Origin of the sequence: Euryhalocaulis caribicus (genome assembly GCF_000412185.1) — a bacterium.
Classification (GTDB): Bacteria; Pseudomonadota; Alphaproteobacteria; order Caulobacterales; family Maricaulaceae; genus Euryhalocaulis; species Euryhalocaulis caribicus.
On sequence record NZ_ASJA01000001.1, the window covers coordinates 80,947 to 105,572 of the forward strand.

General features: G+C 65.2%; 28 protein-coding genes. 3 read left to right on the forward strand and 25 right to left on the reverse strand.

The genetic code is table 11. The annotated features are described in order from the left end of the window. The first annotated feature begins 51 nt into the window (after positions 1–51). Positions 52–525 carry a hypothetical protein gene (locus L338_RS00410; protein ID WP_022696377.1) on the forward strand — a complete coding sequence of 158 codons (474 nt, stop codon included), beginning with the start codon at positions 52–54 and terminating at the stop codon, positions 523–525. A 17-nt stretch (positions 526–542) separates the two neighbouring features. Here the strand turns inward: L338_RS00410 and L338_RS00415 are convergent, their stop codons facing one another. The 12 genes from L338_RS00415 to L338_RS00470 form a co-directional block, all read right to left on the reverse strand. After that, complete coding sequence (locus tag L338_RS00415; RefSeq protein ID WP_022696378.1) at positions 543–2,069, reverse strand: S10 family peptidase; 1,527 nt, start codon at positions 2,067–2,069, stop codon at positions 543–545. Between the two features lie 98 nt (positions 2,070–2,167). Next, a complete protein-coding gene (gene dxs, locus L338_RS00420) occupies positions 2,168–4,084 on the reverse strand; it encodes a 1-deoxy-D-xylulose-5-phosphate synthase (RefSeq protein WP_022696379.1) in 1,917 nt (638 codons plus the stop codon). A gap of 53 nt (positions 4,085–4,137) precedes the next feature. Continuing rightward, entirely contained in the window at positions 4,138–5,028 is an 891-nt protein-coding gene (locus L338_RS00425) for a polyprenyl synthetase family protein (RefSeq protein ID WP_027068133.1), read from the reverse strand. 30 nt (positions 5,029–5,058) lie between these two features. Continuing rightward, on the reverse strand, positions 5,059–5,409 hold the full coding sequence (locus L338_RS00430) for a tRNA-binding protein (protein ID WP_022696381.1): 351 nt from the start codon (positions 5,407–5,409) through the stop codon (positions 5,059–5,061). Between the two features lie 7 nt (positions 5,410–5,416). Further along, complete coding sequence (locus tag L338_RS00435; RefSeq protein ID WP_022696382.1) at positions 5,417–5,674, reverse strand: exodeoxyribonuclease VII small subunit; 258 nt, start codon at positions 5,672–5,674, stop codon at positions 5,417–5,419. Between the two features lie 35 nt (positions 5,675–5,709). Continuing rightward, positions 5,710–6,375 (reverse strand): histidine phosphatase family protein, encoded by a 666-nt coding sequence (locus L338_RS00440; RefSeq protein WP_022696383.1) that lies wholly within the window; start codon positions 6,373–6,375, stop codon positions 5,710–5,712. 49 nt (positions 6,376–6,424) lie between these two features. Continuing rightward, positions 6,425–7,360, reverse strand: coding sequence for a histone deacetylase family protein (locus tag L338_RS00445; protein ID WP_022696384.1), 936 nt, complete (start codon positions 7,358–7,360; stop codon positions 6,425–6,427). 41 nt (positions 7,361–7,401) lie between these two features. Beyond that, entirely contained in the window at positions 7,402–7,995 is a 594-nt protein-coding gene (locus L338_RS00450) for a YqaA family protein (protein ID WP_022696385.1), read from the reverse strand. 56 nt (positions 7,996–8,051) lie between these two features. Next, entirely contained in the window at positions 8,052–8,834 is a 783-nt protein-coding gene (locus L338_RS00455) for a hypothetical protein (RefSeq protein WP_152485764.1), read from the reverse strand. 97 nt (positions 8,835–8,931) lie between these two features. Beyond that, on the reverse strand, positions 8,932–10,140 hold the full coding sequence (locus L338_RS00460) for an acyl-CoA dehydrogenase family protein (protein ID WP_022696387.1): 1,209 nt from the start codon (positions 10,138–10,140) through the stop codon (positions 8,932–8,934). An 83-nt stretch (positions 10,141–10,223) separates the two neighbouring features. Continuing rightward, positions 10,224–10,439, reverse strand: coding sequence for a helix-turn-helix domain-containing protein (locus L338_RS00465; RefSeq protein ID WP_022696388.1), 216 nt, complete (start codon positions 10,437–10,439; stop codon positions 10,224–10,226). Continuing rightward, a complete protein-coding gene (locus tag L338_RS00470) occupies positions 10,439–10,951 on the reverse strand; it encodes a DUF2975 domain-containing protein (protein WP_022696389.1) in 513 nt (170 codons plus the stop codon). The genes L338_RS00465 and L338_RS00470 overlap by 1 nt, the downstream gene beginning before the upstream one ends. Before the next feature lie 165 nt (positions 10,952–11,116). On the opposite strand from L338_RS00470, the gene L338_RS00475 reads away from it, so the two are divergent. Then, positions 11,117–11,854 (forward strand): TSUP family transporter, encoded by a 738-nt coding sequence (locus L338_RS00475; protein ID WP_022696390.1) that lies wholly within the window; start codon positions 11,117–11,119, stop codon positions 11,852–11,854. Here the strand turns inward: L338_RS00475 and L338_RS00480 are convergent. The 6 genes from L338_RS00480 to L338_RS00505 all read right to left on the reverse strand — a co-directional run bounded on the left by L338_RS00480 (position 11,851) and on the right by L338_RS00505 (position 18,285). Then, on the reverse strand, positions 11,851–12,363 hold the full coding sequence (locus L338_RS00480; protein WP_152485765.1) for a hypothetical protein: 513 nt from the start codon (positions 12,361–12,363) through the stop codon (positions 11,851–11,853). The genes L338_RS00475 and L338_RS00480 overlap by 4 nt on opposite strands. Positions 12,364–12,481: 118 nt before the next feature. Next, positions 12,482–14,515, reverse strand: coding sequence for a S9 family peptidase (locus tag L338_RS00485; RefSeq protein WP_022696392.1), 2,034 nt, complete (start codon positions 14,513–14,515; stop codon positions 12,482–12,484). A gap of 89 nt (positions 14,516–14,604) precedes the next feature. Next, complete coding sequence (tadA, locus tag L338_RS00490; RefSeq protein WP_022696393.1) at positions 14,605–15,069, reverse strand: tRNA adenosine(34) deaminase TadA; 465 nt, start codon at positions 15,067–15,069, stop codon at positions 14,605–14,607. Beyond that, the gene (locus L338_RS00495; RefSeq protein ID WP_022696394.1) at positions 15,062–15,502 is read right to left on the reverse strand and encodes an acyl-CoA thioesterase; all 441 of its coding nucleotides are present in this window, start codon (positions 15,500–15,502) and stop codon (positions 15,062–15,064) included. Before L338_RS00495 ends, tadA begins: the two co-directional genes overlap by 8 nt. Further along, positions 15,499–16,638 carry an iron-containing alcohol dehydrogenase gene (locus L338_RS00500; RefSeq protein ID WP_022696395.1) on the reverse strand — a complete coding sequence of 380 codons (1,140 nt, stop codon included), beginning with the start codon at positions 16,636–16,638 and terminating at the stop codon, positions 15,499–15,501. The genes L338_RS00495 and L338_RS00500 overlap by 4 nt, the downstream gene beginning before the upstream one ends. A gap of 147 nt (positions 16,639–16,785) precedes the next feature. Continuing rightward, positions 16,786–18,285 carry a CoA-acylating methylmalonate-semialdehyde dehydrogenase gene (locus L338_RS00505; RefSeq protein WP_022696396.1) on the reverse strand — a complete coding sequence of 500 codons (1,500 nt, stop codon included), beginning with the start codon at positions 18,283–18,285 and terminating at the stop codon, positions 16,786–16,788. A gap of 123 nt (positions 18,286–18,408) precedes the next feature. Here L338_RS00505 and L338_RS00510 point away from each other — a divergent pair, with 123 nt between their 5' ends. Further along, positions 18,409–19,302 carry a 1-acyl-sn-glycerol-3-phosphate acyltransferase gene (locus L338_RS00510; RefSeq protein ID WP_022696397.1) on the forward strand — a complete coding sequence of 298 codons (894 nt, stop codon included), beginning with the start codon at positions 18,409–18,411 and terminating at the stop codon, positions 19,300–19,302. On the opposite strand, the gene L338_RS00515 is transcribed toward L338_RS00510, so the two are convergent. The 7 genes from L338_RS00515 to L338_RS00545 form a co-directional block, all read right to left on the reverse strand. After that, complete coding sequence (locus L338_RS00515) at positions 19,299–20,252, reverse strand: AprI/Inh family metalloprotease inhibitor (RefSeq protein ID WP_022696398.1); 954 nt, start codon at positions 20,250–20,252, stop codon at positions 19,299–19,301. The genes L338_RS00510 and L338_RS00515 overlap by 4 nt on opposite strands. Before the next feature lie 67 nt (positions 20,253–20,319). Next, positions 20,320–21,390, reverse strand: a complete 1,071-nt coding sequence (gene arsB / locus L338_RS00520; protein WP_033310235.1) for an ACR3 family arsenite efflux transporter — start codon at positions 21,388–21,390, stop codon at positions 20,320–20,322. 8 nt (positions 21,391–21,398) lie between these two features. Beyond that, positions 21,399–21,839 (reverse strand): ArsI/CadI family heavy metal resistance metalloenzyme, encoded by a 441-nt coding sequence (locus L338_RS00525; RefSeq protein ID WP_022696400.1) that lies wholly within the window; start codon positions 21,837–21,839, stop codon positions 21,399–21,401. Then, a complete protein-coding gene (locus L338_RS00530) occupies positions 21,839–22,210 on the reverse strand; it encodes an ArsR/SmtB family transcription factor (protein ID WP_027068137.1) in 372 nt (123 codons plus the stop codon). The genes L338_RS00525 and L338_RS00530 overlap by 1 nt, the downstream gene beginning before the upstream one ends. Beyond that, positions 22,207–22,713: an arsenate reductase ArsC gene (locus tag L338_RS00535; RefSeq protein ID WP_022696402.1), complete on the reverse strand. Its 507-nt coding sequence runs from the start codon at positions 22,711–22,713 to the stop codon at positions 22,207–22,209. The genes L338_RS00530 and L338_RS00535 overlap by 4 nt, the downstream gene beginning before the upstream one ends. A 107-nt stretch (positions 22,714–22,820) precedes the next feature. Then, positions 22,821–23,360: a hypothetical protein gene (locus L338_RS17485; protein ID WP_051122656.1), complete on the reverse strand. Its 540-nt coding sequence runs from the start codon at positions 23,358–23,360 to the stop codon at positions 22,821–22,823. Positions 23,361–23,449: 89 nt separating this feature from the next. Next, positions 23,450–24,586 carry a serine hydrolase domain-containing protein gene (locus L338_RS00545; protein WP_027068138.1) on the reverse strand — a complete coding sequence of 379 codons (1,137 nt, stop codon included), beginning with the start codon at positions 24,584–24,586 and terminating at the stop codon, positions 23,450–23,452. Between the last annotated feature and the right edge of the window lie 40 nt (positions 24,587–24,626).

Genomic DNA, 24,626 nt, shown 5'->3' on the forward strand with positions numbered 1-24,626 from the left:
GGCGGCCTTTGCGTTGGATTTTCCGAAACGAACGCAAGGAGGACGCCATTCATGCGAACCATTGCCATCGTGACGGGCCTGGCCCTGCTGACCGCCTGCGAGGCCGCGCAGGAGCCGCAATCTCAAGAGGCTGAGACGCCGCCGCAGAACGGACAATCAGACCCGCCGCCGGCCGAAGAAGACCCGGTCATGCAGCCGGGCGAGCCGCACGGCGTCGATACGGCCTATCTGGAGCATCCCTGGGCCGTAAAAGGCGGCGATTGCCGCAAGCCGGACTTCGACATCAATCTGAACCCGGCGGGCGATCTCACGGTCGAGACGAGCCTCAACGGCTCGCCGCGCACCGGGTATGTGGCGCAAGGCGACGAGCCGCGGTTTGTTTTCGACGCGCTTGAACTTCCCGTCGAAGGGCGCGGGGTTGACGGTCTGGCCGTCATGCCGCCGGAAGATGGCGAACTGACGCTGGGCGGCGTGGCGATCAAGGGCGATGGCGCGGTCTTTATTCAGTGCCCCGAGCCGGGGTGACCGCGCCCTGAGCGGCCCTAGCGCGAACCCGCCGCCACGAAGTCGTGCATGTCCTCGCTGAGTTGCTCCAGCGAAGGCTGATGCACGTACATCATGTGGCCGGACTGGTAATAGGTTTTGGTGATACGGTCCTGCGGGATGTCGTCGCGCTGCAGGGCCAATTCGGCGCCGAAAACGGGCGTGGCGAGGTCATACCAGCCGGAGGCGAGCATGATGCGCAGCTCCGAGTTCTGGCGCATTCCCTCGCTGATCCAGGGACCGACATTGACGTAGGCCGGCCAACCGCCGCTGTCTTTGGCGGACCAGTTCCAGTTGCTGCCCGGCTCGCCGTCCAGCACGCGGTAGTCGCGGGTGATCGGCACATCCAGCTCACGGGTCAGATAGTCGTTCACCGCCGCCGTATAGGCGCCGTCAATGCCGTAGGAAGAAGGGTCGGCGTCGAAACGCTCGCCCGCGGCGTCGAAATCGATGCCGGTATAGCGGGCGTCGAGGCGGCCGGTGGAGCGTTGCTCGTCGCGCAGCAGCTCTTTCATGAAGCGCATATTGTTCACGCGCATGTTCGCCTGGCGCAGATAGGTCTCGCTGAGCCCGGTAAAGCCGGAGAGTTTCGTGATGATTTCGCGCCGGCGGCTGTCTTCCAGCATCGCGCCTTTCAGCAGGGCCGGGGCGTATTCCTCGACCGCAAATTCGCGGGCGGCCTCGGTGAAGGCGTCGAAATCATTGTTCCACGCGCTCTTGTCGATCTTGCCGTGGTACCAGGCGATGGCGGCGAAGGAGGGTATGTAGGAGACGTGGACCATCTCGTTGCCCTTGCCGTAGCGGGAGAACTGGAAGTCCAGAACGGCGGAAATCAGGATCACGCCGTTCAGGGAAACATCCGTCCAGCCGCCCTGAAGCTCGTCGATCAGCGCGGCGGCGCGGGTGGTGCCATAGCTTTCGCCCGCCAGGTATTTCGGGGAGTTCCAGCGGCCATTCTCGGTCAGCCACAAGCGGATGAACCGGCCGAGCGAATCCGCGTCTTCCTCAAGCCCGTAATAATCCTTCGGGTCGGTGTCGCCGAGCGCGCGGCTCCAGCCGGTGCCGACCGGGTCGATAAACACCATATCGGCCACGTCCAGCATGGAATAGGGGTTGTCGCCGAGATCGTAGGGCGGGGCGCCGTCATCGCTGCCGTCGGACGGGATGACGACGCGTTTCGGGCCGAACACGCCCATGTGAAGCCACAGCGAAGCGGAGCCCGGCCCGCCATTGAACACGAACAGGACGGGGCGGCTGCGGTCGCCATTCTTGCGGATGTAGGAGGTCGAGAAGATGGAGGCGACGGGTTCGCCCTTGTCGTTCTTCAGATAGGTCTCGCCGGCGACGACATCATAATTGATGGTCTGGCCGCCAATGCGGACGCTGCCGGATTTCTCCGACTGCGCGGGCTCCGGAATGTTGGCGGATGCGCCGCTGTCGCCGGACTCATTGTCCTGCGCCATGGCGGCGGGCGTGCAAAGGATGGCGGCCGCGGCCAGAGCGGCTGAAAAACGCTTTATCTTCATGAATATCCCTCCCGATAGTGGGCGTAAGGAAAACGGTCCGCCGCCGGGAAGTCCAGCGACAGAACCGCACATTACGGGAAGTTAAGCTGAAACGGTCGTCAGGCCGTTTTCGCGGACGGCAGGGCGGCGACGTCGCCCCGGCCCAGCGCCTCTATGGCGCTGGCGGCGATATGGCGGGCGTTCAGGCCGGCGGCGTCATATTGCAGGAACGGCTTGTCGTGATCCTGGAAGATGTCCGGCAGGTGCAGGGTGCGGATTTTCAGGCCAGCATCCAGCGCGCCTTCACGCGCCAGGAATTGCAGGACGAACGCGCCAAAGCCGCCCATGGCTGCTTCCTCGATTGTGATCAGCGTTTCGTGTTCCCTGGCGAGGCGGCGGATCAGGTCTTCGTCCAGCGGCTTGGCGAACCGGGCGTCGGCCACGGTGGTGGAAAAGCCCTGCGCGGCCAGCATGTCGGCGGCCTTCTTGGCTTCGCCTAGTCGCCCGCCCAGAGACAGCAGGGCGATGGTGGCGCCTTCGCGGACGATGCGGCCCTTGCCGATTTCCAGCGGCTGCGCGTCCTCGGGGATTTCGACGCCCTCGGCCTCGCCCCGCGGATAGCGGAAGGCGCTGGGGCCGTCATCAATGGCGGCGGCGGTGGCGACCATGCGGGTCAGCTCCGCCTCGTCCGAAGCGGCCATCAGGGTCATGCCGGGCAGGGCGCCCAGATAACCGACATCGAAAGAGCCCGCGTGCGTCTGGCCATCGGCGCCGACAAGACCGGCGCGGTCGATGGCGAAGCGCACGGGCAGTTTCTGGATCGCCACGTCGTGGACGACCTGATCGTAGCCGCGCTGCAGGAAGGTGGAATAGATGGCCGCGAACGGCTTCATGCCGTCGGCGGCAAGGCCCGCCGCGAAGGTGACCGCGTGCTGTTCGGCGATGCCGACATCCCAGCAGCGGTCCGGGAATTTCTCGCCGAACACATTGAGGCCGGTGCCGGAGGGCATGGCGGCGGTGATGGCGCAGACGCGGTCGTCCTTCTCGGCTTCCTTCACCAGCGCGTTGGCGAATACCTTGGTGTAGCTGGGCGCGCCGGCCGCGCCTTTCTGCTGTTCGCCGGTAACGACATTGAACTTGGAGACGCCGTGATACTTGTCGGCGGCGTTCTCGGCGGGCTCATAGCCCTTGCCCTTGCGGGTGACGGCGTGGACCAGGATCGGGCCGTCGTCCAGATCGCGGGCGTTCTCCAGGATCGGGACCAGGTGTTCCAGATTGTGGCCGTCGATGGGGCCGACATAGTGGAAGCCCATTTCCTCGAACAGCGTGCCGCCCATCACCATGCCGCGGGCATATTCCTCGGCCCGGCGCACGGGTTCTTCCAGCCCGATGGACTTCACCACGCCCTTGGCCAGCTTGCGGAAGGACGAATAGGGCTTGGAGGAAACCAGCCGCGCCAGATAGGCGCTCATCGCGCCGGTCGGCGGGGCGATGGACATGTCGTTATCATTCAGGATGACGATCATGCGGGATTTCAGGTGGCCCGCATTGTTCATCGCCTCATAGGCCATGCCGGCGCTCATCGCGCCGTCGCCGATCACGCAGACGACATTATTGTCCTTGTCCTGAAGGTCGCGGGAAACGGCAAAGCCAAGCCCGGCAGAAATCGAGGTGGAGGCGTGCGCGGCGCCGAACGGGTCGTATTCGCTCTCGCTGCGCTTGGTGAAGCCGGACAGGCCCTCGCCCTGGCGGATGGTGCGGATGCGGTCGCGGCGGCCGGTCAGGATCTTGTGCGGATAGCATTGATGTCCGACATCGAAGATCAGCTTGTCGTCGGGGGTGTTGAAGACGTGGTGGATGGCGACCGTCAGCTCGACCACGCCCAGACCCGCGCCCAGATGCCCGCCTGTGGTGGAGACCGCGTCGATGGTCTCGTTGCGCAATTCGCCGGCGAGCTGTTTCAGCTCCGCCACTGAGAGGCCTTTCAGATCGGCGGAGGTTTGAACTTTGTCCAGCAGCGGGGTGTCGGGCTTCATATTATTCGTTTTCTAACGGCCGCGCCGCGCCGGGACCGGCCGTTGATTGAGCTTCAATTTGAACGGTCTAGCACGAAATCGACCGCATCCCTCAAGGCTTCGGCGCGGGACCCGAACGGATCGAGATGCGATTTGGCCTGTTCGGCCAGCATCCGCGCCTGCTCGCGCGCCTTCTCTGTCCCTAAAATGGATACGAACGTGGCTTTTCCTAGGCCGGTGTCCTTGCCGACCGCCTTGCCAACCCGGTCAGCCTCGCCTTCCGCGTCCAGCAAATCGTCGGCGATCTGGTAGGCCAGACCCAGATCATGGGCGAAACCGGCCAGCGCCTGACGGTCATCTTCATCCGCGCGGGCCATGACGGGGCCGATTTCCGCGGCATAGGCGATCAGGGCGCCGGTCTTCATGCGCTGCATGCGGGTGACGATATGGATGTCCGGCTCGTCATGCTCGGCCGCGTCCAGATCAATCATCTGGCCGCCCACCATGCCGCGCGCGCCGGAGGCCAAGGCCAGGCGGGAGACCAGCTCGCAGCGAACATGCGCCGCGCCGTGGGTGTCCGGGTGGGACAGAATCTCGAAGGCCAGGGTCAGCAGCGCATCGCCCGCCAGCACGGCCGTGCCCTCGTCATAGGCCTTGTGCACGGTGGGGCGGCCGCGGCGCAGATCGTCATCGTCCATGCAGGGCAGATCGTCGTGGATCAGCGAATAGGTGTGGACGCATTCCAGCGCGGCGGCGGCGCGCAGCAGGCTGCGCTCGTCCATGTCGAACAGGCGGCCGCATTCCAGCGCAAAGAAGGGGCGCAGGCGTTTGCCCCCGCCCAGCGCGGCGTAGCGCATGGCGGAGATGACGCGCGATTCCGGTCCGTCGGCGCGCGGGATCAGGGCGTCCAGCGCGACCGTCACGCGGTCGGCAGTTTCCTCAAGCTGTTCGTGGAACGTGGTCACGCGCGACATGTCCTCAAGATTCTTTCTTTCCTAGAACATGCGCGCGCCGTCCGGCGCGTCGCGGTCAATATCCAACAGGACGATGCGGCCCTGATCGTCGGGCACGCCCAGCGTCAGGACTTCCGACATGAACGGGCCGATCTGGCGCGGCGGGAAATTCACCACCGCCATGACGCGGCGTCCGGTCAGTTGCTCCACCGTATAGTGATCGGTGATCTGGGCGGAGCTTTTCTTCACGCCGATATCAGGCCCGAAATCGATCCAGAGCTTGAAAGCCGGCTTGCGGGCTTCGGGAAAGGGTTCGGCGCGTTCGACGGTGCCCAGGCAAATATCCACTTTCTGGAAGTCGTCGAACTGGATCTCGTCTGCGGGTTTGGCCATTGCGCGGTCAGTCCAGCCCGGCCGGTTCGGCCTTGGGCGCTCCGTCTTCGTCGAAGACGATCTTGTCGACCTTCATCTGGGCCGCTTTCAGCTTGTCCTCGCAATGCTTTTTCAGGGCGGCGCCGCGTTCATAGATGGCGATGGATTCTTCCAGCTCCACATCGCCCCGCTCCAGTTTCTCGACAATGGATTCCAGCTCTTTGAGAGCCGCCTCGAAGCTCAGCGTGGAGACGTAGGGAGGGGATTTTTCCGCAGTATCGGACATGAATAATTCTCTTTTGGGGCAGGCTTGAAATCAGCTTAACGGCCGGGGTCAGCGGCGTCCACGCGGCTCTGAACCGGCTCATAACGGCGATAGGACCAGTAGGAATCGCCGCCGTCCACCACGCAATCATAACCGCGCCGTTTCAAGGCCGGACGCAGCATGCGATTGAACCAGCCATGCGCGAAAAGCAGCACTTCGGCGCCCGATGCGGCGGTCTGGACTAGGTGATCGGCCGCCGACTCGGCGCGCACTTCGGCTTCGCGCCGGGATTCGGTTCCGCCGCTATAGCCCAGCCACCACGCGATCCGGGACAGCACGCCCCAGGTCGGGGGTTTCAGGAACAGGCCCGGCAAAGGCGGCGGCGGCAGCGGCGCCTCTACAAAGATCGGCAGGGTCTCGATCCGCTCCGGCTCGGCAACGGCGTGAGCGGTGGCGATGGCGCGGGGCAGGGTGCTGGCCAGCAATATATCGGCCTTCTTCACCGCCTCGATCAGGTCGCGCGGGGGCTTGCTGTCCTCCCGCAGGCCGACGCGGTCATAGTTCGCCCACCACTCCCCATACCCCTTTGCGTTGATCCGCACCGTGCGGTCCGCGTCCGGCCGTCCGTGACGCGCCAGCGTGATCGCGCCCGGCGCGGGCGGCGCCATGACGGCGCGGGAGTCCGGATCTTCGCGGCCGGGTTGGGTCGGCGAATGGTTCATCGTGTCTGCCGAGGGCGGGGGATCAGCTGCGCGCCGGACGCGCCCCTCTTCAGGCGTCCAGCAACGCGCGCACATGGGCGGCGGCGGACCGCGCGAGCGCATCCAAGTCGTATCCGCCCTCCATCAGGGAAACAAGCCGCCCCTGACCGTGCCGCCGGGCGATATCGACGAGCCGGCCCGTGATCCAGGCAAAATCCTCTTCGGTCACCGGCCCCGCGCCAAGCGGGTCGTCGCGGTGCGCGTCGAACCCGGCGGAGATGACCAGCAGGTCGGGCGCGAACGCATCCAGCGGTCCCAGCAGCGATTCCTCGGCCAGATCGCGCCAGGCCTGCGCGCTGATCCCCGCCCCAAACGGGGCGTTGCGGATATTGTCGTGCTCGCCGCGCTCATGCGGGTGGCCGGTATTGGGGTAGAGCGGGGCCTTGTGGATGGAGCCGAAGAACAGTTCCGGCCGGTTCCAGAAAGCGGCCTGCGTGCCATTGCCGTGATGCACGTCGAAATCGATCACCGCGGCGCGGCGGGCGTGGCCTTCCTCGACGGCCCACATAGCGGTGATGGCGGCGGACCCGGCGAAGCAGAACCCCATCATCTGACGCGGTTCGGCGTGATGGCCGGGCGGGCGCACGGCGCAGAAAGCGGCCTCGAACTCTCCGTCGAACACGCCCTTCGCCCCGCGCAGCCCTGCGCCCGCGGCGCGGCGGGCCGCGGTCAGCGCGCCAGCATGCAGGAAGGTGTCATAGGTGATTTCGTGAAACTCGCCGGGCGTCGCGGGCTCCTTGCCCGTCATGTCAGCCCACATCTGCCGGTCATGGACGCGCAGGATGTCGCGGTCATCGGCCAGCGGGGCCTCCAGCCGGATCAGATCGGCGAAGTCCGGCCCCTCCATGGCGGCCAGAACGCGGCGGAGGCGTTCGGGTTTTTCCGGGTTATCGTCGGGCACCTGATGGGCGAGGCAATCGGCGTGGGTGATGAGCGCAGTTTTCATACCCGCTACAATGCGTGAGACGCGCCGCGATTCAATTCCTGTTACAGGAAGAGCAGCAAAATCCATACGCAGACGGCGGCAATCGCCAGAACCCAGATGGCGGTTTTCCGGATCTTGGAGGAATTTTTCCAGAATTCCGTGATCTGCGGCCCGAACAGGGCCACCGCGGCGGCCAGCAGGCCGAAGCGCAGGCCGCGGCCAATCAGGCTGGCCAGCATGAACAGGCCAAAATTATAGCCGGCCGCGCCAGCCGACAGGGTCACGATTTGCCACGGAACGGGGAAAACCCCGCCGCTGACGATCGTCCAGAATCCCGCGTCGGCGTAACGCTGTTCGTACGCCTGCATGTCCTGTTCGCTGAGAAAGGGTAGATTGCCGGACAGCGCGTCGGCCGCGTGGTAACCCGCCCAGTACATTAGGGCCGAGCCGACCAGCGTGGAGGCCACCACGACCGCCAGATAGAGCGGGATGCGTTTGCGGTGCGCGAACATGAGGGCCGCCAGCGGCGCCTCGATCGGCCAGGGCAGGATGGTGGTTTCCAGAACTTCGCCCAGCGCCAGCGCCGGCGTGGTCCAGCGCGAACGGACCCAGCGGTCCAGCGTGTTTCGCGGTTTTTCGGACGGTCCAAAAGACATGGCCGGGGCAACGCCGCCCCGGCCATAAAGTTCAGCCGTTTCAAGGATGGATGGACCTACCGGCCGCCCAGCAGGCGCGATTCCGGCGTGGTCTGGCTGTAGGTTGTGGCGCTCGCGCTATAGCCGCCCTGGCGCTCGGCCAGCACGTCGGCGTAGTTGCGCCCGCTGCTATAGGTCACCGACTGCGCGGAATAGACCTGAGCCTGCGGCTGGGCGTATTGCGGCTGCTGATAACCGTATTGCGCGTTGCCGTAATAGCGGTCGTCGTAGCGCGGATCATGACGTTCGCCATAGTAGCGGTCGTCATAGCGCGGGTCGTGACGGACATCGCCGTAATAGACGTCCTGACGCTCATAGGCGTAGCGGTCGTTCGGGTAGTAGCCGGCATTGCCGTAGCGGTCGTAACCGCCCTGCTGATAGCCGGCATTGTAGCCGCGATGGACCGGGGCGCATTCGCGCTTGCCGGTCGAAGCGCCGACGGCCGCGCCCAGCGCGCCGCCGATTACCGCGCCGGCGACCGTGCCGCTGTTGTCATTGCCGCGATGGTGACGGTCATAACCGCGATGGCGGCTATAGCCGTAGCGGCTGTTGCGGTAGTGGCGGCCGCGATAGCGGTCGTCGTCGTCATCGTCCACGGATGCGCCGATCACGCCGCCGGCCACCGCGCCCAGAAGGCCGCCGATGATGGCGTTTTCCGCGCGGTTGTCGTCGCAATCATACTGGTAGCCGCCCTGGCCATACTGGCCGTAGGAGGACCCGTAATGCTGAGCCGAGGCCGCCGCAGGAATCAGCGCGATGGCTGCGGTGCCCAACGCTGTCGATAGAAGTGCGGTGCGCATGGCGTATCCTTTTCTCGTCTCTCTCGTGCTTTTCACGTGAGTATAGAGAAGCAAATCCCGCCTGAACGTGACATGAAGCCGTAACACCCTGAATTATTTAGCCGTTTCCAAGCCTTTTCATTTCGATCCGGGCGACGGCGCGATTATGCACCTCGTCCGGGCCGTCGGCGATTCTCAGCGTGCGGATGCCGGCATACATGCCCGCCAGCGGGGTGTCCTGACACACGCCCATGCCGCCATGCGCCTGGATGGCGTCGTCGATGACCTTCAGGGCGACGCGCGGGGCGGCCACCTTGATCATGGCGATCTCGCCCTTGGCGGCCTTGTTGCCGACCGTATCCATCATCCACGCCGCTTTCAGCGTCAGCAGGCGGGCCTGTTCGATCTCCAGGCGGGCCTCGGCGATGCGTTGTTCCCAGATGGAGTGTTCGGAAATGCGCTTGCCGAACGCCTCGCGGCTCATCAGGCGGCGGACCATCAGCTCCAGCGCTCGCTCGGCCGCGCCGATCGTACGCATGCAGTGATGGATGCGGCCCGGCCCAAGCCGCCCCTGCGCGATTTCAAAGCCCCGGCCTTCGCCGAGGATCAGGTTTTCCGCCGGCACGCGGACATTGTTCAGCGCCACTTCCATGTGGCCATGCGGGGCGTCGTCATAGCCGAAGACGTGCAGGGCGCGTTTCACCTCAACCCCTTCCGCGTCGGCGGGGACCAGAATCTGGCTCTGCTGTTTGTGGCGGTCGGCGTCCGGGTCCGTCTTGCCCATCACGATATAGATGGCGCAGCGCGGATCGCCCGCGCCGGAAGACCACCATTTGCGGCCGTTCACGACATAGTGGTCGCCGTCACGGGTGATCGAGCACTCGATATTCGTGGCGTCGGAGGAGGCGACGGCCGGTTCGGTCATCAGGAAGGCGGAGCGGATCTCGCCGGCCAGCAGGGGTTTGAGCCATTTTTCCTTCTGCGCGTCGGTGCCGTAGCGGTCCAGAACCTCCATGTTTCCGGTGTCCGGCGCGGCGCAGTTGAACAGCTCCGAGGCCCAGGAGACGCGGCCCATGATCTCGGCCAGCGGGGCGTATTCCAGATTGGTCAGGCCGGCGCCGTGTTCGGATTCCGGCATGAAGAGATTCCACAGCCCTTCATCGCGCGCCTTAGCTTTCAGCTCCTCCACGATGGGCGGGATTTCCCATTTGCCGGCCTCTTCGTGCTGCCGGACATAGGTGTCCTCGTTCGGATAGACGTGCGTGTCCATGAAGCGCTGGACGCGGTCCATCCATTCCTTCGTCTTTTCGGAGTGTGCGAAATCCATTCTAGCGGCCATCCCTTCGCGAGTTCTGTTGTGCAAGCGCGAGATTAGCGGCGCGCCTGCGCCGGGTCGAGATGACCTTAGGGTCAATCGCCGCGTTTGACAGCCAGAAGGTCGCCCGGTTCGCAATCCAGCGCCTCGCAGAGCCGGGCCAGCGTGTCGAACCGGACGCCTTTCACCTTGCCGGATTTGAGCAGGGAGAGATTGGCCTCGGTCATGCCGATTTCGGCCGCCAGCTCCTTGGAGCGGATTTTCCGGCGCGCCAGCATCACGTCCAGCGTCACTTCAATCTCGGCCGCCATCAGACGAACTCGTCGTTTTCCTGCTTGATCAGGACGCCCTCGCGGAAGATGTGCGCAATGCCGCGGATCGCCAGCCCCATCGCGCCGACGCCCAGCGTCAGGTCATTGGCCTGGAGATGCAGGCCGCCGGGGTTTCCGCTTATCCACTCGACAAGCGTCGGCGTGACCAGGGCGCTGGCCGCCGCCGCCAGCAGCAGGGAGTCGCCGCCCCCGCGGAGCGTCTTGACGTTGCGTTCGGTAAATATCTGCCCCTCGCTGCAACGGCGAAACAGATGCGCGAAACCCAGCAGGGCGAACAGCAGGAAGATGGAGGGCATCGCCTCCACCAGGCCAAGGCCGAACTGGTTGCCGATATACAGCCAGCCATCGCCGCCGGGGCTCAGCGCGCCAATGCGCTCACGGATCACATTGCCGATATCCACCGCCATCAGGCCGAACAGGCCCCAGGCCACGACGCTCAGCCACAGCGCGCTGTCCCGCGTGTCTTTCGAAATTTCTGTCCGTTCACTCATGCGCCAGTCCTTTCTTTTCGACCCGGACGCTCTCACAATAATTATTGTTTTACAATAATTATTTCATGCAAAAATATAATTTATTGTTTTCAGGCATGATTTTTCGGTTTGACGGCGCCCGGGACGCGATGGATTGCCCGGCGCGGGCGCCGTATCAGGGCGGGCATGATCGCGATTCTTCTCATCGCCGTATTCGTCACCGCCGCCATATCCGGGATTTTCGGGATGGCGGGCGGGCTGATGCTGATGGGCGTGCTGGCCTTCATCATGCCGGTGCCCGCCGCGATGGTGACGCACGGACTGGTGCAGAGCGTCTCCAACGGATCGCGCGCGCTGTTCCTGTTGCGCCATGTGCGCTGGGACGTGATGGGGTATTATATGATCGGCGCCGCGGCGGCCGTTGGCGCGCTGGCGCTGGCCGCCTTCACGCCCTCGCGCTTCATGGTGTTCGTCCTGCTGGGTCTGCTGCCCGGCCTGCTCTGGATTCCGAAATCATGGTTCGAGTTTGATGCGGCAAGGCCGCTGCACGCGGTCGCGTGCGGGCTGGGCGTGACCGGAATGAACGTGGCGGCGGGGGTGTCGGGGCCGCTGCTGGACCTGTTCTTCGTGCGCACGCCGCTGACCCGCCATGAAATCGTCGCCACAAAGGCGGCCAGCCAGGTGATCGCGCATGGCGTGAAGATCGCCTATTACGGCGCGCCCATGCTGGCCGGGGCCAGCGCGGCGGGCCTGCCGCCTTTCTGGGCGCTGGCCGCCGCCGCGCCGCTGGCCATTGCCGGAACCTGGACCGGGACGCGGGTGCTGAACCTGTTCTCTGACGCCAATTTCAAGAAATGGACGCGGCTGATCGTCACCGGGATCGGCGTGATCTATCTGGCCCGGGCGGTCCTGCTGGCGGTTTAGACCGTGCGCCGGCGCAGCGCGTGACCAGCAAAAATGACCGTCGCGCCCAGCGCGATCAGGGCCAGCGCCGAAAGATCAAAGTCCAGCACCACCCGGCCCATCCGGTCATGCGTCCATGCCCACAGCGTCGGGATGCCGATAAATTCCATGCCGCCCGCCCACATCATCGCCGCGCCCGCGTCGGCCAGCGACCCGGCGCTGGCGTAGCTGAAGCCCACGGTCCGCCCGCGGCGCAGAATGGCGGAGGCGGACCACAGGGCGGAGGCGAGGAAGAGGGCGGGGGACAGCAGAATCGCCTGCTCGCTGGCCCGGCCGATATAGGCCGTCAGCTCCGCGCCCAGACCGGCGCGCGTGCGAATGGCGACAAGGCCCGGCTCGATCACCAGCTCCCACACGAATGCGCCCATCAGGGCGGAGAACAGCAGGATCGTGATCATGTAGAGGATCCCGGCGCCCGGCCAGGGCCGCGGGGGCGAGGATTCGGTCGGGGCGTCGGCGGCGTCGGTCATGGGCGGAACCATAGCGCGTCGCGCCTCCCTTGGAAAAAGAAAGCGCCGGTCCTGGCAGGGACCGGCGCAGAAACCGGGACGGGCGGCAAGGCGGCGCCCGTCCCGTAAAGTCAGGTCTCTAGTTGGCGACCGTCGGTTCGAAGCCTTCAAGGGCTTCGGCGAGGCCCGGAACGTCCTCCGCGCCGGTCTTCACCGCGACGCTGGAGCCTTCCAGCGCGCCGGCGACCGGCTGGTAACGTCCGCCCAGACAGTTCTCGGACAGGAAGCCTTCCATCACCGCAAAGAAGGAGATGGAGTTCTCCGGCCGTCCGAAGCCATGGCCCTCGTCCGGGTATTCCACATAGGTCACCGGGATGCCCTTTTCGGTCATCGCGTCGACGATCTGGGTGGATTCAATCACCGTGACGCGCGGATCATTGGCGCCCTGGCCGATCAGCAAGGGCGCGCTGATGGCGTCCACCTTGTTGATGGGGGAGCGCTTCTCCGCTTCCGCGCGGCCCTCTTCGGTCGCCGGGTCGCCAATGCCCCGATAGAAGGTCGCATCCAGGAAGGGCTTCCAGTATTCCGGGAAGCTTTCCATCAGCGTGACCAGGTTGGACGGGCCGACAATGTCGACCCCGCAGGCGAACGTATCGGGCGTGAAGGTGACGCCGACAAGCGTGGCGTACCCGCCATAGGATCCGCCGCCAATGGCGATCTGGTCTTCCTTGGCGATGCCCTGCTCGACGGCCCAGTCGACCGCGTCGATCAGGTCGTCATGCATCTTGCCGGACCACTCGCCGTGGCTGGCATTGATGAAGTTTTTTCCGAAGCCGGTGGACCCGCGATAATTGACCGACAGCACGGCATAGCCGCGATTGGCCATCCACTGGTGCACGGAATTATAGCCGTAGGAATCGCGCGCCCACGGGCCGCCATGCACCCACAGCAGGGTCGGCTGGGCTTCCTCCGGAACGCCGTCGCCGTCCGCGTCCGATCCCGGCGGCAGGGTGTAGTAAGAGACCAGCTCCATGCCGTCGCGGGACGGGATGGTCACCGATTGCATGGGCTGCAGCGGGGCGTCCTCCAGCGCCGGGCGCATGGTGAACAGGCGCTCCGCGCTGTTATTCACGGCGTCATAGCGCCAGACGGTGGCCGGGCTTTCCGCCGAATCCTCCGCCACGATCCAGACTGTGTTGTCCATGCTCTGGCTGGTGACGGTGAAGTCGCCGGTCAGGGCGGCGTCCAGCGCGGCGAAATCTTCCGCGATCTCGTCGTTCAGGGGCGTCCATTCCACACGCTCCTTCTCCACCGCATAGGCCAGCGGCGCGTTCGTCATCGGATCGAACAGGACATTGGAAATGTCGGCGACTTCGGACTCGGCGATCACTTCGCGCGTCTCGCCCGTGGCGGCGTCGATCAGAACCAGCGCCGCCTTGTCGCGGCCGCGCGTGTCCAGCATGTAGAACGCATCGCCCGCATCGTTGAAGCCAAGGCCGTTGGAGGCCAGCGCGTCTTCCGGCCCCAGCTCAACCAGGACTTTTGGTTCCTCGCTGTCCAGCGAGATGATGTTGAAGCCGCCGCCGGGCGTTTGCTGCATGGCGGCGCGGACGGCCAGTTCGTCGTCGAACAGCAGGCCGGCATAGCCCGGATTCTCGAACACCAGCTCGCGTTCGCCGGTCTCAAGATCGACTTTCCAGGCGTCGTGAAGTTGCGGATTGCGGTCGTTCAGCCCGACCACGATTTCATCCGGGTGGTCATAGCTCATGGCGTAGACCTGCGCGCGCACGCCGTCCATCGGCGTCAGGTCGCGCGCCTCGCCGCCCTCGCGGTCCACCTGATAGAGGTGGAAATTCTCATTGCCCCCGACATCCTGCATGTAGAGCAGGCTGTCGCCATTGGGCGTCCAGAAATGATTGCGGATGCCGCGGCTGTCATCGCTGGTGATAGCGGCGGCCGCGTCCAGGTCGCCTTCCGGCGCGACCCAGACATTCAGCACGCCGTCGACCGGCGCGATAAAGCTCATGGCGTCGCCCTCGGGGGCGATGCGCGCCTGCGCGCGCTCCGGGTTTCCGAAAATGTCCTCGCGCGGGATCAGCGGGACATCGTCCTGCGCCAGGGCGGCGGCGGGCGTAATCAGCATGGATGCTGCAAGCAGATATTTGAGAGTCATCAAGGGCTCCTCCCTCCAGAGTAGATGGAGGGACTCAAACAGAACCTTATTGAATGTCAATAAGGATCAATCGAGTTTCAATAAAAACTTTAAGATTTTGTCGCGCGCCGCGCCCGGAAGAAATCCTTCAGGAGGGTGGAGGATTCCTCCCGCATCAGCCCGCTTTCGATCTCCGGCCGCCAGTGGCAGGTCGGTTGTTCGAAGAAGCGCGCGCCGTGATCCACCGCGCCGCCCTTCGGATCGCCGGCCCCATAGACCACGCGTCCGATACGGGCGTGGCTGATCGCCCCGGCGCACATGGCGCAGGGCTCCAGCGTCACATAGAGGGTCAGGCCGGTCAGGCGATAATTTCCGCGCGCCCCTGCCGCGGCGCGCAGGGCGCGGATCTCGGCATGGGCGGTAGGGTCATGTTCGGCGATGGGGGCGTTATGGGCCTCGGCCACGACCTCCCCGCTTTCGGGGTCCACGATCACCGCGCCGATGGGGGCTTCGCCCGCCTGCGCCGCAGCCCGCGCCAGCTCCATCGCGCGCGCCATGAAGGCGGCGTCACTCATCCTTCAGCAGCGGGGTCAGCGCCTCGCGGAAATCCTCGGGCAGGGGGGCGGGGCGGCGCGTCTCGCGGTTCACATAGACATGGACGAAATGCCCCTCGGCCGCGGCGTCCTCCTGCCCCTCGCGAAAGATGGCGACCTCGTAGCGGACCGAGCTGTTGCCCAGCCGCGCCACGCGAAGGCCCGCCTCCAGCCGGTCCGGGAAGGCCAGCGGCTGGTAATATTTGCAGCCGGTCTCCACCACCAGCCCGATGGTCTCGCCATGATGGATGTCCAGCACGCCGGCCCCGATCAGGAACCGGTTCACGGCGGTATCGAACAGGGCGTAATAGGCGACGTTGTTCACGTGGCCATAGATGTCGTTATCGGCCCAGCGCGTATCCAGCGGCTCGAAGGCGGCGTAGTCGGCGCGGAACCCGCGTTGCTGGTTGCTCACAACGCCGCCGTGTAGATTTTCAGCGCGTCGTCCTGCGTGACGTCGCATGGATTATTCATCAGAAGGCGGGTCTGCAGCATGGCGTCTTCCGCCATGCGCGGCAGGTCGTTGTGATTGATCCCCACCTCGGTCAGCCGCCGCTCGATGCCGACCGCTTCCGCGATCCGCTCACACTCCTCGATCAGCGCGGCGGCTTTTGCGGGCAGGCCCAGATGGCCCGCGATACGGGCATAGTCAGCCCCGGCGACATCCAGATTGAAGCGCAGCACGTGCGGCAGGACCAGGCTGTTCGAAAGCCCGTGCGGCACGTGGAAAATTCCGCCGATAGGATAGGCCAGCGCATGCACGGCCCCCACGGGCGCGTTCGCAAAAGCCTGCCCGGCCAGCAGCGCCCCGGTCAGCATGTCGGACCGCGCCTCGCGATCTCCGCCGTCCGCGCAGGCGCGCTCGATCGCGCCATGCAGCCTGGCCAGCGCGGCCAGCGCCAGCGCCTCCGAGACCGGATTGCGCTTCACTTTGGAAGTGATGGATTCGATGGCGTGGACCATGGCGTCGATGCCGGTGGCCGCCGTCACGTGCCTGGGCAGGCCCAGCGTCAGGTCCGCGTCCAGCACCGCCATGTCGGCATAGAGCGGCGGGGAGGAAACGCCCATCTTGGTCGTCTCGCCGGTTGTCACCACGGCGATGGGCGTCACTTCGGAGCCGGTGCCGGCGGTGGTGGGTATCAGGATCAGCGGCAGGCGCGGTCCCGTGGCGTTGCCGACGCCGTACATCTCGGAGAGCGCCTGATCGCCGCCCGCCAGCAGGGCCACCAGCTTGGCGGTGTCCATGGGGGAGCCGCCGCCAAACCCGATCACCGCCTCGGCGCCGAACGCCTTTGCTTTTTCAGCGGCCTCCAGCACGACCCGTTCCGGCGGGTCCGCCACCACGCCGTCATAGATCTCGACCGCGATCCCGGCGTCTTCCAGACCGCCCGCCGCGTCCTCCAGCAGGCCCGCGCCGCGCACCCCCTTGTCGGTCACGATGAACACCCGGTCCGCGCCTTTCAGGACGGGTCCGGCGAGCGCCGCCAGCCGCTTCGACGCGCCGGGTTCGGAGACAATGTGCGGGACGGTGCGGAATTCGAATGTGGTCATGGTGATGACTATAGCCGCGCTTCAAAGCAGAGAAAACGGAAGCTCCCGGACGGCGAAGCCGATCCGGGATCCAGATTTTTTCTTGGCGCTGGGCCCCGGATAACGGCTACGCCGCTTCCGGGGACTCTCAATTGACGATCACACTGCCTACTGGAACGTCGGAATAACGAACGCCTGGTCGCCGATATCGCCGGAGGGCCAGCGCTGGGTGACGGTTTTCACCTTGGTCCAGAAGCGCACGCCGTCCATGCCGTACTGGTTGGTGTCGCCGAAGGCCGAACGCTTCCAGCCGCCGAAGCTGTGATAGCTGACCGGAACCGGGATCGGCACATTGATGCCGACCATGCCGACATTGACCTTGGCCGCAAATTCGCGGGCGGCCAGACCGTTGCGCGTGAAGATCGCCACGCCGTTGCCGTACTGGTGCTCGGAGGGCAGGCGGGCCGCTTCCTCAAGGTCGTCTGCGCGCACGATCTGCAGCACCGGGCCGAAGATCTCTTCCTTGTAGGACTGCATGTCCGGCGTGACATTGTCGAACAGGGTCGGGCCGACGAAGAAGCCTTCCTCGTGCCCCTGCAGGGTGAAGCCCCGGCCATCGGCCAGCAGGTCCGCGCCCTCGTCAACGCCCATCTTGATATAGGACTCGATCTTCTGCTTGTGCGCGGCGGAAACGACCGGGCCGTAATGCGCGTCCTTGTCGGTGGAGACGCCAATCCGCAGCTTCGGAATTTCCGCCATCATCCGCTCGACCAGCTCGTCGGCGGTGTCCTTGCCGACCGGCACGGCGACAGGCAGGGCCATGCAGCGCTCGCCGGCGGAGCCATAGGCCGAACCGACGAGGTCCTTGACGACCTGGTCCATGTCGGCGTCCGGCATGATGATGCCGTGGTTCTTCGCCCCGCCCATCGCCTGGACGCGCTTATTGTTCGCCGTGCCCTTGGAATAGATGTAGTGCGCGATGTCGGAGGAGCCGACAAAGCTGACCGCCTTGATCGTCTCGTTCTCCAGAATGGCGTCCACCGCTTCCTTGTCGCCGTGCGCGACATTCAGCAGGCCCTTCGGTCCGCCGGCCTCGATAAACAGCTCGGCCAGGCGCATCGGCACGCTGGGGTCTTTCTCGGACGGTTTCAGGATGAAGGCGTTGCCGGTGGCGATGGCCATGCCGAACATCCACATCGGGATCATGGCCGGGAAGTTGAACGGGGTGATGCCCGCGCCCACGCCCAGCGGCTGGCGCATGGAATAGACGTCGATGCCCGGGCCGGCGGAGTCGGTATATTCGCCCTTCTGAAGATGCGGGATGCCGCAGGCGAACTCGATCACTTCCAGACCGCGCTGCACGTCGCCGCGAGAGTCGGCGACCACCTTGCCGTGCTCGCTGGACAGAAGCTCGGCCAGCTCTTCCATATGGCTTTCGACCAGAGATTTGAACGCGAACAGCACGCGGGCGCGGCGCTGCGGGTTCACGTCCTGCCATTCATGCTGGGCTTCCTCGGCGGACTTTACGGCCCTGGCGACTTCCTCGGCCGTGGCCAGCGGGGTGCGGGCCTGAACTTCGCCCGTATTGGGGTCGAAGACATCGCTGAACCGGCCCGACGTCCCTTTGACGTGTTCGCCATTGATGAAATGCGTGATCTCGCGCGTCATGGAGGGCTTCCTCGCTATGCTTTTGAAAATATCTTTGGCGGAGTGATAACGCCTTGGACGGCGCGGCGCCAATCGCGGCGCTGCGCTTGCGCAGCGCGGGCAATCGATCCCATCTTCGCAGGCATGACAACTGAGCCGATTCTCACCCCGCCCGAGGACTCCGCGTTCGAGCGGCGCCCCGATGACAAGCCGGGCGGCGAGGTGGTGGAAGAATTGCTGCGCCAGCGCGCCAGGGGCTGGATGGACGACTGGTCATGGCCGCTGGTCCGGCCGCTTCTCTACAAGCTGCTGGGCTATGATCGCGCGGTGGAGATGGCCGACGCCCTGCACCACATGCACGGGGTCGAGGCGATCCGCTGGGTCAGCGGCATTCTGGAAATGGATCTGGACCCGGTGCGCGCCGACCGCATCCCGGAAACCGGCCCGGTCTTTATCGTCTCCAATCACCCGACCAGCATCGCGGATGGCGTGGTGATCGACGATCTGGTCCGGCCCGTACGGAACGATCTGGTCTATTTCGCCAATTCGGACGCGTTTCGCGTGGCCCCGCGCTTTGACGAGTTTCTGATCCCGGTGGAATGGGAAGCCCACAAGCGCAACCGCCGCAAGACCAAGGAGACGCTGCGTCTTTCCCTGCAGGCGCTGGAGCGCGATGCGGCCATCGTGATTTTCCCGGCGGGCCGTATCGCCAAGTATCGCGACGGCGAATTGCGCGACCCGGCGTGGGAGCCGACGGCGGTGACGCTGGCCCGGCGCAAGGGCGCGCCGATCCTGCCCGTCCACATGACCGGCCGATCATCGCGCCTATACTATCTGGCCGACAAGGTCAGCGAGCCGTTGCGCGACATGACGCTGTTCCACGAAATGCTGGTGCGCAAGGGACGGCAATCCCGCGTCACCTTCGGCCCGCCCATCCAGCCGGAACAGCTGAAGGGCGAGCCGGAGGACGTGACCCGGCGTCTGAAGGATTATGTCGAGAAAGTCCTGCCCGAAGACCCGGACGCGGCGTTCGTCTAGCGCCGCATCTGGATTGCTTCGCCGCGGTCGGTCTGGCCTTCCCAGCTATTGCGCCCGGTCTGTCGCAGCGAGGCTTTCACCTTGTTGAAATTGTCCGCCAGCTTCAGTTCGCCATCGCTGACAAACCACTGCTTGGCGAACATCACCTGTCCGGGGCAACCGGCCGGAGCGTTCACCGCGTTCGGCTTCCGGGACGCATTGTCCGTGTCGGGACGGGGGAATTCCACGGTGCAGTTGGACCAGCTGTCCGGCTTGCTCATCCGCCAGCTCCCATAAAGGTCTTCCGGGTCGAAATTATAGCGCGGCGTATCGTTCCAGCCGCCGCCCGGCGTGTCGGAGCGCGACGTCATGGAAAGCGTGTAAGTCTGGCCGTCCGGGCCGCGTCCTTCATAGCGTTCATTGCTGGTGCGCCGCCCGCTCCACGCCGTCGAAGCGCCGTCATACAGGCGCAGCTCGCCCGAGCTTGTGTTCATCTGGTAGCTGCGCACGCCCAGCCACTCACGCGGGCAATCGGCGCCCGGCGTCGCATAGCGGCCGCTGCCGCCGGAGACCTGATATTCGTGCAGGGTCACGTGACAGAGCGTCGATCCAGACCGGGAGATCGCATAGCGCCATTGCCGGTCGCCTTGCGGGGTCCCCGATGACTGTTGCGGCTGTGCGCCGAACAGCGCGCCCAGGAACTCGCCCAGCGCCTCGTCGGCGTTCTGGTTCTGGCTGCGATTCTGGTTGGCGACCGCAGAGCCTGAATTCTGCGCCGTGTTGAACGAAAAGCCGCCCGACGATCCGCCGGACCGCGAAGAGGATTGCGTATTGCTGGTGGACCGCGTTTCCGTGCCGGTCATGCCGCCGAAGCTGACCGGTTTTTCTTCCGTGGTCGTAGTTGTTGTCGTGGTCGTCTGCGCCGCGGCGCCCGTCGCCAGCAGCGCGGTCATGACAATTGTGCGGATCATGGTTTGCCCTCCCCAGTGCCCCATTTCAGTGATCAGGGGAGGGTTTTTCACCAGACCGCGCCTCTTGTCACCCCGGAAAACGGCTTTTTGTACGGTTTGCAATCGCCACAAGGGACAGCATGACCGGCACCTCCACCAGAACGCCGACCACCGTCGCCAGCGCAGCGCCGGAGTTCAGGCCGAAAAGGCTGATCGCCACCGCCACGGCCAGCTCAAAGAAGTTGGACGTGCCGATCAGGGCGCAGGGCGCGGCGATGGAGAATGGAATCCGCCACAGCCAGGCCGCGCCATAGGCGATGACGAAAATCCCGTAGGTCTGGATCAGCAGCGGGACGGCGATCAGCGCGATCAGGAAGGGGCGTTGCAGGATCACCTCGCCCTGAAACCCGAAAAGCACGATGACCGTGGCCACCAGACCCAGCATGGAAGCCGGCTTCAGCCGCTCTGTATAGGCGGCAAGGCCGGCTTCCGCCTTCTCCGTGGTTGCGGCGCGTTGAAAGAAAATACGCCGTGTCAGCGCGCCCGCCGCCAGCGGGGCCAGCACATACAGCCCGACCGATAGAAGCAGGGTGTCCCACGGCACGGCAATGTCGGTCACGCCCAGCAGGAAGGCCGCGATCGGGGCGAACGCAAAGATCATGATGACGTCGTTCACCGACACCTGCACCAGCGTGTAGGCCGGGTCGCCGCGCGTCAGTTGCGACCAGACGAACACCATGGCGGTGCATGGCGCCACGCCCAGCAGGATCAACCCGGCGATATATTGCGTGGCGTCGTCGGGCGGAATGAAACCGGCGAAGACATAGCGGAAGAACAGCACGCCCAGCGCCGCCATGGTGAAGGGCTTGATCAGCCAGTTCACCGCCAGCGTCACGATCAGCCCCTTCGGGCGGCGCCCGATTTCATGCAGGCTGCCGAAATCGACGGCCACCATCATGGGATAGATCATCGCCCAGATCAGCACCGCCACGACGAAATTCACCGAAGCGAATTCCAGCCCCGCCAGAAAGCCGAACAGGGCGGGCGCCAGATAGCCGAGCGAAACTCCGGCCACGATGCCAAGCCCGACCCAGACCGACAGCCATTTTTCGAACAGCCCGATGCCGCCGGGCGCGTCCCCGGCGTTGTTCTTGCTCATCTCCGCCATCAGCTGCAGCAGACCTTGGCGGTTTCGCCGTTTTTGGGTCCGGCGGCGTGGGGCGCGCGATCTTCGCCGAAGCTCTCATCCTGCTCATGCGTGACGAACAGCTCCCAGGCGATGCCGTCTGCGTCGACGGTCCATTCCTTGTCGGATTTGGCGTAACAGCAATGCGCGTCCCGGTCGGCGCTCAAGGGCGCGTCGACATCGCGCAAACCGGCGGCCAGCGCGTCCAGCTCCTCCTCGCTGTCCACCTGGATGCCCAGATGGGAAACTTCGCCGGGTTTTCCGTCCCGTGTCGTGATCGCGAAATTCAGTTGCGGATCGTCCAGCAGCCATTTGGCGTAATCGTCCTTCACCAGAACCGGCGCGGCGCCGAACAGGGCGGAATAGCGGGTAATGGCGGCGGTCAGGTCGCTGACGCCGACATGGATGTGGGTGCGTTTCATCAGCAGGCTCCGTTTTTGTCAGTTTCACAGCCGGCGGCGGCCAGACAGGCCAGCGCCGGGGCGCTGGTCTCGCGGTCCAGCCGGCAACAGTCTTCCAGCAGAAAGGCGGTCAGGCCGCGCATGGCGGTCAGATCGGCGCGGTAGATGATCGACCGGCCCTCGCGGCGGGACAGCACAAGGCCCGACCCGGTGAGAGTCGAAAGATGCGCCGACATCGTGTTTTGCGGCACGTCCAGTCGGCGCGCGATCTCGCCGGCGGGAAGACCCTCCGGCTCGGCCTTCACCAGCAGGCGGAAGGCCTCAAGCCGCGTCTCCTGGGACAGGGCGGAAAAGGCGGCCAGGGCGGCTCGCGTATCGGTCATTCGGCTCATTCCCCATCTCCTATTTCGTCCAGACGGGTCTTCAGCGCCATCCGGTCGAGGCTGCGCAGCGGCAGGTTCACAAAAGCCGATATCCGGTTATTCAGTTGCCGATAGGCCTCCGCAAACGCCTGGCGTTGCTCGGCCTCGGATCCGCGGCTCGCCGCGGGGTCCGGAACGCCCCAATGCGCCGTCATGGGCTGGCCCGGCCAGACCGGGCAGGTCTCCCCGGCGGCGTTGTCGCAGACCGTGAAGACGAAATGCATTTCCGGCGCGCCATCGTCCGCGAATTCTTCCCAGCTCTTGGAGCGCAGGTCCGCTACGTCATGGTTCTGGTTACGCAGGAAATCCAGCGCGTAGGGGTGAACCTCGCCCCGGGGCGAGGATCCGGCCGAAAAGGCGCGAAACCGGCCCCGGCCTTCGCGGTTCAGGATCGCCTCGGCCAGTATCGACCGCGCCGAGTTGGCGGTGCACAGGAACAGGGCATTGAACGGGGCGTCCTTGGCGGCGGGCATGGCGAAAGCTTTCGGCTATAGATTCGATATATCCAGATATATGGAAATATAATCACGCGTCAATCCGGCGGTCTGTCAGCGCGGCTCAAAACATTCTTTGGTGAGTGTCAGGGCGTGATGCGCGCGTACTCAATGACCCAGCGGTCGGTCCATTCGGCGCCGGGTCCGGTCTTGCCTTGCCAGCGCCAGGTCAGGGAGTCTTCGGTAACGTCCTGCCAGATCATGCGCAGATAGGGGGTGTCTTCCGAAAGGCGCGCCAGCTCCAGCGCGAAGGCGTGATCTTCGCCTTCGGCCGGGCCGCCGACCAGATCGTAATAGCCGCCCTTATCGTCGACCCAGGTCTGCCGCCAAGACTCGATTGTGCGGTCATAGGTGGAAACGCTCATCCCCTCGAATTCCATTTCGGGGGAGGAAAATTCCTCATAGATCACGCAGCCGTCATATTCGCGGCTGATGGAGTTTGTGCCGCGCCCTTTGGACCCGTCGGCCTTGTCCCAGCTCAGCGACCAGTCGCCGATCCAGAAATCCAGCTGCCGGAAGGCCGGGGCTTCGCAGCCAGGCGGCGGTGGCGGGGCGGATTGCTCCTCCTGCGCCAGCGCGGGCGCGGCGAGGATGGCGAAGGCGCAGGCGGTTATCGGAAGGCGCATGATCAATCCCCACATTGACGATTTGCGGCAATCAGCCTGCGCCGCCGCCGCGCGCTTCGTCAAATGAGCATTTGTTCAGGCTCGCGCCATTAAAGCGCGCCGTAGAGCGCCCGGATGATGCGCCGCGGCCGCTCGTCGCCCACCAGCACGCGGCCCTGCTGGTTCATCACATAGGCGGCGGCGATTTCGCGCTCCGGATCGCCAAAGGCGCAGGAGCCGCCGAAGCCGTAATGCCCCGCCGCCTCTTCGCCCGGTCCGAACCAGTCCGCCTCGTCCGGGCGGTTCAGCGTCAGGCCGGCGGCCCAGGCGATATCGAAGGGCAGGACGCGGTCCGGACCGTGGATCTGCTCCTTCATCATCGCCTTGAACGTTTCATCCGACAGCACGCCTCTGCCGCCCAGCCGGCCGCGCCGGGCGATCAGGTTCATGGATTCGGCCAGCGACCGCGCCGTGGCGTGGCAGTTGGCGGCGGGGAATTCGGATTCCCGCCACGCCGCCGATCCGCGGCGGCCGGGGGAGGACCAGGGCTGCAGGAAGGCGGCGCGGGTTTCCGGGCCGACCTTGCCGAAATCGGGATAGCCTTTCGGCTTCTCCATGGCGGCGACGCGTTCATGCTCGGCCTCCGGCGTGCCGATCATCAGGTCGAGGCCGTTCGGTTCGGCGAAATCCTCGCGCAGGATGGCTCCGATGGTGCGGCCGTCTGACCGGCGGGCGATTTCCTGCGCGATGATCCCGAACGTGATGGCGTGGTAGCCGGACTGCGTTCCCGGCTCCCAGAACGGCTCCTCGGCCGCCAGTTTTGCCGCGATGCCGTCCATGTCGAACCAGTCGGCGGGATCCATTTCTTCCCGAAAGCCGGGCACGCCCGCCTGATGGCTGAGCGCTTGGGCGATCGTGATTTCGCCCTTGCCGTGTTGCGCGAAGTCCGGCCAGAGATCGGCCAGCGGGGCGTCGTAATCGATCAGGCCGCGTTCGGCGAGCGAGGCGATGACCAGCGCGGTGACCGCCTTGCCGGTGGAGAAGACCGGGGCGAGCGTGTTTTCGCTCCACGGCTTGTCGATTTTCGTGACCGCGGTCCCGGCCCAGATATCGATGACGGTCTCGCCGCCCGCTTGCGCGGCGAAGCTGGCGCCGGCCTCCAGCCCGTCCTCGAAATTCTGCGCGAAAGCCTCGGCGGCGGGTTCGAAGCCGGGGGCGACATGGCCCTTTATGTCGATGCTGCTCATGGGCAGCGTCTTGGCCGCGCGCGCTGGCGGCGTCAATGCG